Genomic DNA, 12312 nt, shown 5'->3' with positions numbered 1-12312 from the left:
CATGCGAATTCTGATCATCGGCGGTGGGATCGGCGGCCTGGCAATGGCCCAGGCGCTCGCCGCCGCCGACGTGGACGTGCACGTCTACGAGCGCAACAACGAGGCGACCGACTGGTTGCAGGGCTACCGGATCCAGCTCAACCTCTTCGGCTGCCGTGCCCTGCGCCGCTGCCTGCCCGCCCCGCTCTGGGACGCTTTTGCCGCCACGGCGGGAGATCCGGGCGCGGGAATGAGCTTCCAGACCCACCGCTTGCGCGAGATGCTGTTCGTCGAGCAGGAGCTGATGACGGGCGGCACGGGAGAGCACCGCGCGGTCAGCCGGATCGCCCTGCGCCGGCTGCTGCTGGCCGGCATCGCCGACAACGTCCACTTCGGACACGCCTGCGAGCGCTACGAGACGAACGCGGACGGCACCGTGACGGCCCATTTCGCCAACGGTGCGACCGCCACCGGTGACCTGCTGATTGGTGCGGACGGCGCCAACTCCTTGGTGCGGTCACAGTTGCTGCCGCAGGCCCATCGCGTCCTGACCGGCCAGATGGGCGTGGCCGGCCAGCTGGCGCTGACCGACGAGACCCGCGCCTGGCTGCCCAACCGGATCCAGGGCGGGCTCAACATCGTGCTGCCCCCGGCCGGCAGTTTCCTGTTCAGCGCCGTGTTCAACGGCCGCAGCCGCACCACCGACGCGATCGGCGACGGCCTCGACCTGAGCGCGTACGGCCTGACCGGCGCGGAGCTGTTGGACGACGTGCAGGACTATGTGCTCTGGGCGTTCGCGGCCAAGCGCGCCGACTATCCGCTCGACGCGGACACGATGCCCGGACCCGCCCTGCAGCGTCTCGTGGCCGACTGCCTCCGCGGCTGGCATCCCGACCTGATCCGGATGATCACCGAGTCCAGCCCGGACACCGTGCACGCGATCGAGTTCAAGGCCGCGACGCCGGTCCAGGCCTGGCCGACCGGGCCGGTCACGCTCATCGGCGACGCCGTGCACAACATGACCCCGGTCATGGGGCTCGGGGCCAACACCGCGCTCCGGGACGCCGCGCTGCTCGCCCACCAGATCAAGGCCGTGCACCGGGGCGAGTGCGACCTGCTCGCCGCGGTCAGCCAGTACGAGCGGCGGATGCTCGCCTACGGTTTTGAGGCGGTGAACACCTCGTGTTCCTTCGCTCACCGGTTCACGTCCGACAACGTCCTTGCCCGGCAAGGGATGAAGACCTGGCTGCGGTTGTGCGGGGCCGTGCCAGCAGTGAAGCGGGGTAGCTTCATCGCGAAGTGGACCGACGATCTGCCCGCTGCGGTCTGAACTGGACACTGCGGTCGGTTTCGTTGCCTGCCCGATAGACGGCGACGTCGAGGCGGCGTGAAATGAGGATCACTCGTTCCGTCACCAGGCAATCGTGGAGCTGGCTTCAAGCGAGGTTTTCGACGGCGATGGTGACGGATCGAGGCGACAGCGTGCGGACGCCGCCGAGCTGCCGTTGCAGGACAGTGCGTTGGTGGCGCACCGCGAGGACCTCCCCTGTCTTCTCGCGTCGATCAACGGGACGCGAAGCCGATGCGGGTCACCGGCTGGTCACTCTTTCCGTGCCACCGCCGCCAGCATCGAGTCGTGCCACGGGGTGTCGCCCTCCTGACGCAACGATTCCGGGCGCCAGGAGGACGTGTAGACCAGCCCCGGGTCGAGCACTTCCAGGCCGTCGAGCAGCGCCGCGATCCACTCCCGGGACCGCGCGGTCGCGGAGCTGGTCAGCGACTTGGTCATCTCGAGCACCGCACCGAGCTCGAGCATGTCCCGACGGCGTCGGTCGAGCGTGGCGTGCGAGAGCACGACGTGGCTGCCTGGGGCGAGCAAGGCCTTGTAGTGGGCCACCATGGCGGCTACCTCGTCGGCGTCCGGCAGGTAGTAGAGCGAGGCGGTCATCAGCAGGCCGATCGGCTCGTCGAAGTCCAGCAGCCGGCGAGTGACCGGCGCCCTGAGCACGGCGCCGACGTGTCGCATGTCGGCCTCCACAATGCCCACGCCCGCGATCCCGGCGAGGGTCAGCATGCTGTGCGCGACCGCGACTTCCTCGTTGTCGACGTAGACCACGCGGCTGTCGGGCAGCACCCGCCGGGCCATCTGGTGCACACTCTCACCCGTCGGGATGCCCGAGCCCAGGTCAAGATACTGGCGGACGCCGGCCTCGGCGCAGGCGAACACCGCACGCCGCAGAAACATGCGGTTGGACCGGGCGGCCGCCCGCAGCCAGGGCATCTGCTCGATGGCTCGCTCGGCCCACTCGCGGTCAACCGCGAAATTGCAGGCCCCACCGATGAGATAGTCGTACACCCTGGACGGGCTCGGTCTGCTCAGATCGACCACCCAGGGTACGGGTCTCGACGCATTCTCACCCACAAAGCCACCTCTCCGAGGTGGGCGACCGTACCGGACGTAGATGCGAACGGTGATCGACACAACCCATTCAGCGGCACTGAATACCCCTTTCGGGTAGCCGAAGTCGGCCGATCGAACGGTTACAACCACGCTGTGTTTCACACGATCGTGTCGAACCGGTGTGGCTGGGGCCGGGCGGGGATAGCGTCCCAGGCCGCCCGCGCTTCCACACCGCCAGGAGGCACCTTCCCGATGAGACTGAGACCCTTGGCCACTCTCGTGGCGTCCCTTGTCGCCGGCTGCGCGCTGCTCGCGACCGCGCCGCCCGTTTCGGCCGATCCCGCCCGATGCTCCGAGCACGACCTGCCGGTGTCCACCAACCCTCTGCTGCCGCTGACCATGCACGGGCAGCTGTGCCTGCCCGCCGGCACCCCATCCCCCACCGTCCAACTGCTGCTGCACGGGGCCACCTACAACAGGACCTACTGGGATCTGCCCTACCAGCCCGCCTCCTATTCGTACCAACAGGACATGGCCGCCCACGGGCTGGCCACCTTCGCCGTCGACGAGATCGGCGTCGGGCAGAGCACCCGGCCGCTGAGCACCGTGATCACCGGCGCGATGCAGGCCGCCGCTGTGCACGCGGTCGTGGGCGACCTGCGCGCCGGCGCCGTCGGCGGCGTCCACTTCGGCAAGGTCGTGCTCGTCGGCCACTCCGCCGGTTCGGCTATCTCGATCATCGAGGCCGCCGGCTACCACGACGTCGACGGGGTACTGCTGACGGGAATGACCCACCTGCCCAACGCCCCCGTCGTGATCGACGATGTCGCGCTGGGACTGCACCCGGTGACACTGGACCCGCAACTAGCCCCGCGCGGCGGTGATCCCGGCTACTTGACCACCGTGCCCGGCAGCCGTGGCACGATGTACTACTCCCCTGGCGACCTGGACCCTCTCGCCGTCTCCGCCGACGAGGCGTACGCCAAGGACCAGGTCTCCGCGAGCAGCCTGCTCGACATCATCGGGGTGGGGCTGGCCAGCCCGGTCTCGCTGAACATCACAGTGCCGGTGTTCCTGGTTGACGGCACGAATGACACCGGCTTCTGCGGACTGTTCCGCGACTGCTCCTACGCGGGCACCCTGCAGGACGAGGAGGCGCCGTACTTCTCCGCTGCGGCCCAGCTGACGACATACGTGCTGCCCGGGTCCGGGCACTCGGTCGCACTCGCCGCCAACGCCTCGCTGTACCGCGATGCCAGCCGCGCCTGGCTGAGCCAGTACGTCGGGATCTGAGCAGAAAGGGGCCCGGCCACACAGGCCGGGCCCTCTCCAGGGGCACCAGGTGAGCCAGACGATCATCGTCGACGTCCCGCACCCCGGTTGGCGACGACAGACCTCACGCCGTCAGCACGCCTGTGCCGCGCCAAGGGTCGATGCGGAGGCGGTGAGCAGATGCGCTACGACTGGCCTTCGTTGTCCGAATCCGGGGAGATCTTCAACCGCTGCGTGACGACGTCGAGGGCGACGTCCGACAGCGCACGGTCGGTGAGGTAGGCGTGCGCACGCAGCCGAAGGAAGGCGGATGTCAGATCGGTCTGGAGGTGGATCGAGACCATTCCCGTGGCCTGATGGATCACCGCCCAGTCGGGGTTGAACCCCTTGGCGAACAGGTCGTCCGCCCAGATGGTGGGCTGGCCCTGGATGCGTTCGACGAGCAACTGCATGGCCGCTTCGGCGAACAGCAGACCGCTGTTGACCTCGTCGTCCGACAGGTCGCCCCAGGTCGCCCGGTAGACCTCCAGTGACCCCACCGTGACCAGCCCCATCGCGAGAGGGAAAGCGAACACGGCGGCAACGCCCGCGGCCACCGCTGCCGGCGCGAACACCGGCCAACGGCACGCCGCGGCCTCGCCGGTCAGATCCGGCACCAGCACTGGCAGCCCCTGCTCCACCGCGTCGCTGGCGGGTCCTTCCCCCAACGTCACCTCGTGTTCGGCCACCAGACCGCTGACCGGGTCGGTGGTGAACACCACCTCGCCCAGCCCCAGGTCACCGATGACGTACAGGGCGACCCCACCGGCCGCCATCTCTTTGGAACAGGCCCGGCACACGTGACGGGCGGCGACCGGCGCGCCCTCCGCGCGGGCCAGTTCCCGAATCGCCTCCGCCACCCTGCGCTCTCGGTCTGCCCACATCCGCGTCCTTGTCCGTTCACTGCGGTGGTCGGCCGTTGATCGCGTAGCGGGCCATGTCGACCAGCGGCCGACCGTGGCCGCGCAGCAGGGTGAAGGCGGTGTCCATGTCCACGCCGAGGCGTGCGGCCAGCACGCCCTTGGCCTGCTCGATGACCGCGCGTCCGTGCAACAGTGCCTGGCGTTGGGTGAGCAACAGCTTCGGGTCACGCACCGCGTGTTCGTGCACCAGGGAAACGGCGGCCAGATCGACCAGAGCCTGCACGGTGTCCTCGGTGTGGTTGAGCGCCCCGAGTTGTCTGCTCAGCAGGATGAGCACGCCGATGGTCTGGCCACGCAGCCGCATCGGCAGCACCTGCATCGAGCCGAATCCTGCCTGTACGGCCAGCGGGGCGAAATGCGGCCAGCGGGCGGCCGCCGCGAGATCTGCGTGGTGCACCGCCGCGTTGGTGCGTAGGCATTCCTGGGCGGGGCTCTGCGCGTCCTGGATCTCCAGCAGTCGCGTCAGCGCGTTCTCCTCAGCCGAGGACGCCACCGCGCGCAGGTGTCCGTGGTGATCGACCACCAACAGGCCGGCGGCATCGATCTCGGGCAGATCCACGCACCAACTGGTCACCCGGTGCAGGAATTCGATCGGATCGAACTCGTCGACCAGCGTGCCCGCGGCGGTCACCACCGCGGCCGACTCGGTGCGCATACCGAACAGGCTCCGCCAGCGTCGAACACCGGCCGCGGTGGCCACCAGCAACGCCGCCACGACGGCCAGGGCGATCCCGAACGAACCATCCAGGACGTAGGTCGCGAACATCAGCGCGGGAAGCCCCAGCGCGGCGGCTATGCCGACGGAGCTGACCACTCCCGCCACCGCGCCCACCCGGCCCGTCGGGGCAAGCGAACCGATCAGGGCCAGAACTGTCCCGCTCGCCATGCCCAGACACAGCGCTGCCCCGCCCAGCGTGAGCACGCCCCAGGGCAAAGGGGGCGGGAACGCCTGCGCCAGCGCGCACGCACCGGCGACAGCGAAACAGGTCACCAGTGTCGGTCCGCCGGCGTTCCGGTCGGCCAGCCAGCCACCGATCGGGCGTGCCACGGCGGCCACCGCGAGGCAGCCCACCGTGAGGCCCTCCCTCGGAGTCCGGGCCAGCCCGTACTCGACGTTCAAGTAGGCCGGTAGGTACAGCATGATCGCCAGCATGATGCCGAACGGGACTGCGTAGAGCAGGACGAGACGGCATGTCGACGGAATACCCAGCGTCCTGGTGAACGTGCGCCGTAAGGCCGGCTCCACTATGCCCTGGCTCCTGTCGCGGAGCAGTGTCGGAGCCAGTATCGCGAATCCGACCAACAGCGTGACGGCCAGCACCAGCACCAAGCGACGTCCGTCGAGCAGCGCCGGCCCGGTGAGAGCGCCTACCACCAGCCCACCCAGGCTAGCGGCGCCGCAGGTCGCCACTGCCAGGCCCCGTCGTCGCACCGGATAGGCGCGGGCGACTGCGGCGATCCCGACCGGGAACATCGTGCCCGTGACTCCGGCCGCGCACACAAGCAGGGGTTGCGCCGGTATCGACTCCACGGTCCCGACCACGGCCAGCGGCACCGCGGCGGCCACGCTGACCGCCGGCAGCATCACGCGGGCGCCGCAGCGGTCGGTCAGTATGCCGGCGGCCAGCCGTCCCACCATGGTCATGGCCAGCGACGCAGAGAGCAGCATGACCTGCCCGAGAGCGGCAGTTCCGAACCGGGCTGTCAGCGCTACCTGGGGTAGGACCAACAACGTCCATACCCAGGAGGTCAACGCGAACCCGACGACGATCACCATCGCCGTTACCGCCGACGATCCCCTCGCGGTCTTCTCATTCACATTTCGTACGATGTCGACCAAGGCCGAGCGCATGACACATCCTCATTTTCGGCAGCCGTGCAACCGATCCAGGCATTGTGGTCCACACAATCAGGAGTCACAAGTAGCGAATACCCCCGGTGGGGTGAGAGTTTGCCACGTGGCCAAATGTGGCCACCTCCGGGCGTGCCTCCATCTGCCGCGGCACGTTTCCCGGGAATTGGCCTGGCGACGACAGTTCTGGGTCCGGTTCGGGACAGTTCCGGCGAGACACGGCGGCAGCGAATGGATACATTTGCTTCTCGGTAGGACAGTAGCGTCCCCACGGGGTCCACTTCGCACTGTTGTCCCAGGAAGAGGGTGGACACGGTCTGCGACGAGTAGCGCGGCCGTGTTGTTCGAGGTACCCAGCGAGACGGTGGACCGACTCCGACGTCAGGGCAGGAGTCGGCGCCGGTGTCGGAGCACCCGGAGGCCTCCGGGTCACCTTCATCTCCGTCCACACCGCCGCCATGCCGATCTGGGTCGCCGGCCGCGCCGGACCGCTCGGGTGCCAGCACGGCATGGGTTGACTGTGCTGACTACTGCTCCGATGCCCCGGCATACGTTGCGGCGAGGCCGGTGTGCCGCCAGCAGCGATCCCGTCTCCGGTCTGCCCGCGGCGCGCCAAGCCGTGGTTTCAGGAACTCGACTGGCCCGTTGTCGGCACGGCTGCGGCGAGCGACTCGCGTTCGGCGCGGCGCGTGGGAGCACCTGCCGCGTAGGCGGCGAATCCGAGCGCCACGATCACCAGAAGCGGTACGACCTGGCTCAGGGTGTACGACCAGCGTTGCCCGCTGAAGCTCTTCGGCAGCGAAGCCGCCGGGTCGCCTTCGGTCCCGAACCAGCCGACCCCGAATCCCGGCCAGATCAGCACGATCACGGTGTACAGCACCATTGCCGAGGTGACGCCGGCGACGATCCGCACCCCGATCCGGCCCCCTGGCACGCGATAGGGTCGCGGAACGTCCGGCAGCTTGCGGCGCAGCACGGCCAGCGCCGGGAACGTGAACACGTACGAGATGAAGTTCGTGGAAATGGCCAGGCCGAGTCCGGCGGCGAAGTACTTGTCGGCGGAACCGTTGCTGAGCAGGAAGGCGACGGCCATCACGATCGAGGCGAGCACGCCGGAGAACACGTTCACCCGCACCGGGGTGCCGAAGCGCCGCGAGATCCGACCGAACCACGCCGGACCGGCGCCGTCGGCGCAGGCCACCGCCTGTGCCCGGTCGCCGCCCATCGCCCAGGTGATACCGCTGGTCAGAACGCCCACAATCAGCCCGGCCGCGGCGATCGAAGCCAACGCCTGGCCCCAGCCGGACAGCGTGACCGTGCCGTCCTCGGCCACCGAGCCGCCGTAGACGGTGAACACGGCCTTGACCGCGTCGATGAACCCGCTGAGGCTGCCGATCGCCTTCCCCGGCAGCACGAGGAGGATCCCCACGATGGGGCCGCCGTAGAGCAGGAATGCCGCGAGACCGGACCGGAGCACCGCGAACGGGATGTCCCGCCGCGCGTCGGTCATCTCCTCCGAAGCCGTGCTGGGCAGTTCGAACCCGACGTAGTTGAAGATCAGGACCGGCACCAGGCCGACAAATCCGGCGTAGGTCGGCGTGAAGTCCCGCGCCGACAAGGGCTGCAGGCCGTTGCGCACCGCGTAGATCACCACGGACGGCGAAGAAGGCCAGCAGAACGATACGCGCCAGGGCGCCGATCGTCGGCAGCCACTTGCCGACCCGCACCGTCAACAGCACCGCCAGCACGCCGGCCCAGATGAACACCAGCCCGGCCACGTACTTCCAGGCGCCGGGCAGCGGCACGAAAAACGCCTCGAAGGTGCTGATCGCGACAATGCACAGCGAGCCGCCGATCCACAGTGGATTGGAGAACCAGTACAGGAACTGGTTCACCGCGGCGACCAACCGGCCGAGCGCGAGCTTCGTCCAGACGTACGGGCCGCCTTCGACCGGAAAGGCCGTGCCCAGCTCGGCCACCATCAGGCCGTACGGCAGGAAGAAGACCACGGCCAGCGCGACCAGCCAGGTCAGGCCCTGCGGTCCGTTCGCCGCGGCGGACCCGATCGTGTCCAGGCCGACCAGTGTGCAGACGAGGAAGAACAGCACGTCGAGCCGATGGAAGTCGCGGCGCAGACGGCCGCGTTGAAGGTCCCACATCCCACCCAGCCCGGGTGGGGTGGCGGTGTCGTGTTCAGCCATGATCCCCCACCTCCGAGCCGGACGGGTCCGTCAGCACGGGCTGCCTGATCAGTCCTGATCACTTTCCTCGCCCGCTCGCGCCCTGGTCAAGCCCGGAAGATCGTCGGCCACGACGCGCGACGACGCGCCAGTTCGAGTCGGCGCCCATGCGGCACACGGCTCGGCGGGGGTGGTGGCCGAGCCAGCGCGGCACGTGGACGACGTGGACGCGGCGGCGGACTGGCGTACCGCGCTGTGGCGTGCAGTGGCCGCGAACCGCCCGGACAACGCCGCCGCGCTGGTCGCGGCCGGGGCTGACCCCTGCCAGGACATTGCGCAGGCTCGACGCCGCGATCGTGGAGGGCGGTCGCGGCGGGGTGATGGACGCGGGCACCACCCGCTGCCTTGTGTACGCCACCCCCAAGAGCACCAACCAGGACGTCTGGTTCCGCCTGCCGAAAGGCAACTGTTGGGACTCAACCGGCAACCGTCGCGGTGGGTCATCCGTCTCGGAGAATGTGCAGACAGTGCGGCATAGGCCGATCCTCACCCTGGCGGCAGTTGGCGTCGCGATGATCGCGGCGGTCGTGCAGTACGCGGCGCCGTCGGCAGTGCCGCTGTTGCAGCGAACACCCGGGGCGCTGGAGGCGGGCCAGTGGTGGCGGTCGGCGACACCACTGTTCGTGCAGACGCTGGGTTGGTACCAAGTGGTCACGAACCTGGTGACGTTGGCGTTGGTGGGAATGGTCGTCGAGCGCGAACTGGGTCGCGGGCGATGGCTGGTGCTGTTCGTCGCGGGCACGGTTGGCGGCCAGATCGCGGCCTACTCCTGGCAGGAGCCGGGTGGCGGCGATTCGATCGCGATCTGCGGTCTTGCCGGCGGAGCGACGGTCTGGTTGCTGGCGCGCCGCGACCAGGCAAGTCGTTGGGACGTTGCTGTCCTGGCGTGTTACGTCGGTGCGTTGACGGGATGGGGATTCCTGGGCATCCGAGCCGCCGCGGTGGGCGCGGTCGCCGCCGCCGCGGCGTTGTACGTCAACCGACGCATCGCACTGGCCGCCGCCGTGGTCTGCGCGACGGCGCTGGCGGCCCACGCCGATCTGCACGGCGTGTCGCTGCTGTCGGGGATGGCGATCGGGTTGCTCCTCCTGGTGATACGCGTCGGCCCGCTGCGGGCGGGACGGGCGGCGGCCCGATTTCGGGATCAGCGTTCCAGCAGGGAAACGCCGGTGCGGCAGCCGGAATCGCCGACGTAAGGAACCGGCGGTCGATGCCGATGGTGACGTCCTTGCCGGTGATGCCACCGGTCGGGAAGTACCGTCTCGGCGCCAGCCCACCGGGACACCAGCCGCGCGTGTCGTCCGTGGTGTTGTCACGGAAGATTCCCAGGTTTCCGTCGCTGCTGGGACGCGTGGACCGACTTCTGAAATCCCCCACGCTCAGACCGTCCCCTCCAACAGGCTCGGCAGGTCCACCGCCACTCGAGACAGGCTGAAGCCGTCGGGTGGGATGCCCTTCGGCGACGAGAGCCAGCCACCCCGGTCCCGCACCCGGAAGCTATGGTCTCCCACCAGCAGAAGCGCCACATAACAGCCGTAGTCGATGGCGAAGCCGTCGTAGAGCCGGCCGGGGTGGTGCGGGTCGACAATGCCCCGCCGCAGCAGGTGCAACAGGCGGGCGTCGTAGAGCTCGTCGATCGTCTCGTACGCCGCGTACCCGACCTGGTCCAGCACGAAGGTCCGAGACCGCCGGTTGCCGACGATCTCGTCGACGAGCAGTTGCAGCGTCCGCCGCGCGGCCTCGTTGACGGTAAGGGCGTTCTGCTTGTCCCGCAGATACCAGTCCTTGGCGGCATTGCGCACGTCGGCGAGCGCGATGGGCTCGGCATTGGCGTGCTGCGCGGCCAGCGCGGCGATGTTGATGGCGTCCCGCGGCACGCCCTCCGCGGCCCGTACCAGCTCCGCGAACGCCCCGCGCCGGAACGCCTCGCCGAGGAACGCGTCGGCGTCGCCCGGCGGATCCTTCATCATGGCGGCCAGCCGCGGCCCGGCGTGGTTGTAGAACAGCTGGCCGAAGAACTCCTGCGCCCGGTTCTGGGTGTGGTCGAAGATCATGAAGTCGTCGAGGCTCACGGCCGAGGCCGCGTCCGAGCCGACCTCGATGCCCAGGTAGTCGCCGCCGGCCGGCAGGAAGAACCGCGACCGCCGCTCGATCGCCGCGATCTTGACACTGATCCCGGGCACTGGCAGCACGCTGCGCCTCAGCAGGTCGGCCAGCAGCGGCTGGAGATCGAGCGGCAGACTGCTCCACTCGTCCAGCAGCAGCCACAACCGCTTGGGGCCCAACGCTCTCGTGACGGCCTTGAGGGCGCGGCTGAGCGGCCCGAACAGCACGCGGTGCCGCTCGACGCCCGACCGCCGCAGCCGGCTCTCGGCCCGCACCGACCGTTTCTGCCCGGCGGAGAACCGCGCGCCGGGCGACGCGGTGGCCGACAGCTCGACTCGGACGCCGCTGTGTTCCTGCTCCCCCAGCCGGGTTTCCGCCTCGACCTCACCGACCACCTCGACCGCCGTCGACGCCTCGACGAGCGCGTCCATGGCCCGCAGCAAGCCGTCCGGGTCGTCGAAGTCGCGCTCCATCGCGGCGGTGAGCAGCTCGTCGTGGATCGCCTCCAGCGTGTCGACCAACAGGTGCGTCCCCCGCATCGATGGTGTGAGCGAGCTGTCGGCGTAGAGACCGCCCGCAGAGCCGATCGTGCGCAGATCCACGTACACGGCCACGTCACCGGTTCGCTCGACCAGGTCGCTCAGGTAGTGCAGGGCGTGGGTCTTGCCGGTTCCCCTTCTTCCGTACAAGATCTGGTGGTCCTCGGAGTTGAGCATGGCCGAGAACGAGCCGGCCGCCACGTACGTCGTAGCCAGCGTGTGCCGGTCGGTGCTCTCGGCGCGGCGGGGAATGCGCATCAGTGCCTGGTTGACGTGCCGCTGCCGCCGTTCCGCCATGCTGGCCAAGAGTGCCCGCCGCGCCGTGGCCGCGCATCCGCCTCACGGGTGGATGCGGCCTTGACGTCTCACCCTCGTCCGGTCAGCTCGACCAACTGCTTTCCCGTCGAGACGTCGGCTCCGCAGACAGCCCCTGCGGTGCCCTGTCCTGTACCGCGCCAGAGGTCCGTACGGCGGCGATGATCAGGTGTTTCGCCGTCCAGGTCAGGCGGCTCGTCGGTACTCGCTGATCACGCCGCCGAGGACCTCCCGGCGTGTGATCGGAGCCGCCAGGGGGATGACGCGCGCCGGATCATGGTCCGATGGCCGCTGGCCGGCACCCCGGGTGTGGTCGGTGGTCGTTGAAATGCCCGACGTACGCCCCCAGGACCGCGACGGCGCGGCGCTCGTAGCAGATCAGCATCCGATCGGTGCATTCAGTCCGGACGCTGCGTACGAACGGCTCGGCGTAGCAGTTCACGCGCGGTGCCCGCGAGCCGGACGCGTCACCAGCTCACGGATCTCCTCGGCGATCGGCGGGACTCGCGGATCCCGAAGGAGTCGACTCACGGGAACTTCTCTGCGGGTGACCTGCGCTTGGGCTTGTGGCGGCCGGCCTCGAAGGGCAGCCGCGGCCTGTGTCGGGCCGGTGGCGTTCCGGACCACCGACCCGACACCCCTCCCC

Annotated in this window: 9 protein-coding genes and 1 pseudogene; 3 read left to right on the top strand and 7 right to left on the bottom strand. The window is 69.2% G+C overall.

What is annotated here, in order from left to right:
- The first annotated feature begins 1 nt into the window (after nt 1).
- A complete protein-coding gene (locus tag BCF44_RS22105; RefSeq protein ID WP_116176250.1) occupies nt 2-1309 on the top strand; it encodes an FAD-dependent oxidoreductase in 1308 nt (435 codons plus the stop codon).
- 270 nt (nt 1310-1579) lie between these two features.
- Here BCF44_RS22105 and BCF44_RS22100 read toward each other — a convergent pair whose 3' ends face one another.
- Complete coding sequence (locus BCF44_RS22100; protein WP_281283139.1) at nt 1580-2368, bottom strand: SAM-dependent methyltransferase; 789 nt, start codon at nt 2366-2368, stop codon at nt 1580-1582.
- A gap of 279 nt (nt 2369-2647) precedes the next feature.
- On the opposite strand from BCF44_RS22100, the gene BCF44_RS22095 reads away from it, so the two are divergent.
- Nucleotides 2648-3673 (top strand): alpha/beta hydrolase, encoded by a 1026-nt coding sequence (locus tag BCF44_RS22095; RefSeq protein ID WP_246015395.1) that lies wholly within the window; start codon nt 2648-2650, stop codon nt 3671-3673.
- A gap of 164 nt (nt 3674-3837) precedes the next feature.
- Here BCF44_RS22095 and BCF44_RS22090 read toward each other — a convergent pair whose 3' ends face one another.
- From BCF44_RS22090 to BCF44_RS59225, 4 genes and pseudogenes are all read right to left on the bottom strand, one after another.
- Nucleotides 3838-4575, bottom strand: coding sequence for a hypothetical protein (locus BCF44_RS22090; RefSeq protein WP_147328580.1), 738 nt, complete (start codon nt 4573-4575; stop codon nt 3838-3840).
- A 16-nt stretch (nt 4576-4591) separates the two neighbouring features.
- Complete coding sequence (locus tag BCF44_RS22085) at nt 4592-6433, bottom strand: MFS transporter (RefSeq protein WP_170217671.1); 1842 nt, start codon at nt 6431-6433, stop codon at nt 4592-4594.
- A gap of 658 nt (nt 6434-7091) precedes the next feature.
- Nucleotides 7092-8120 carry an APC family permease gene (locus tag BCF44_RS22080; RefSeq protein ID WP_211353152.1) on the bottom strand — a complete coding sequence of 343 codons (1029 nt, stop codon included), beginning with the start codon at nt 8118-8120 and terminating at the stop codon, nt 7092-7094.
- A 61-nt stretch (nt 8121-8181) separates the two neighbouring features.
- A pseudogene (locus BCF44_RS59225) lies at nt 8182-8625 on the bottom strand (amino acid permease); the annotation flags it as partial.
- Between the two features lie 548 nt (nt 8626-9173).
- On the opposite strand from BCF44_RS59225, the gene BCF44_RS22070 reads away from it, so the two are divergent.
- Nucleotides 9174-9902 carry a rhomboid family intramembrane serine protease gene (locus BCF44_RS22070; RefSeq protein WP_170217670.1) on the top strand — a complete coding sequence of 243 codons (729 nt, stop codon included), beginning with the start codon at nt 9174-9176 and terminating at the stop codon, nt 9900-9902.
- A 183-nt stretch (nt 9903-10085) separates the two neighbouring features.
- On the opposite strand, the gene BCF44_RS22065 is transcribed toward BCF44_RS22070, so the two are convergent.
- Both BCF44_RS22065 and BCF44_RS56710 read right to left on the bottom strand, forming a co-directional pair.
- Nucleotides 10086-11648, bottom strand: coding sequence for a hypothetical protein (locus BCF44_RS22065; protein WP_116176458.1), 1563 nt, complete (start codon nt 11646-11648; stop codon nt 10086-10088).
- Between the two features lie 292 nt (nt 11649-11940).
- Nucleotides 11941-12108: an integrase core domain-containing protein gene (locus BCF44_RS56710; protein ID WP_211353151.1), complete on the bottom strand. Its 168-nt coding sequence runs from the start codon at nt 12106-12108 to the stop codon at nt 11941-11943.
- Between the last annotated feature and the right edge of the window lie 204 nt (nt 12109-12312).

The sequence above is a fragment of the Kutzneria buriramensis genome (assembly GCF_003387475.1).
GTDB classification, from domain to species: domain Bacteria; phylum Actinomycetota; class Actinomycetes; order Mycobacteriales; family Pseudonocardiaceae; genus Kutzneria; species Kutzneria buriramensis.
Note: the sequence above shows the minus strand (reverse complement) of the source record. Positions and strands in the feature narration are given on the sequence as shown.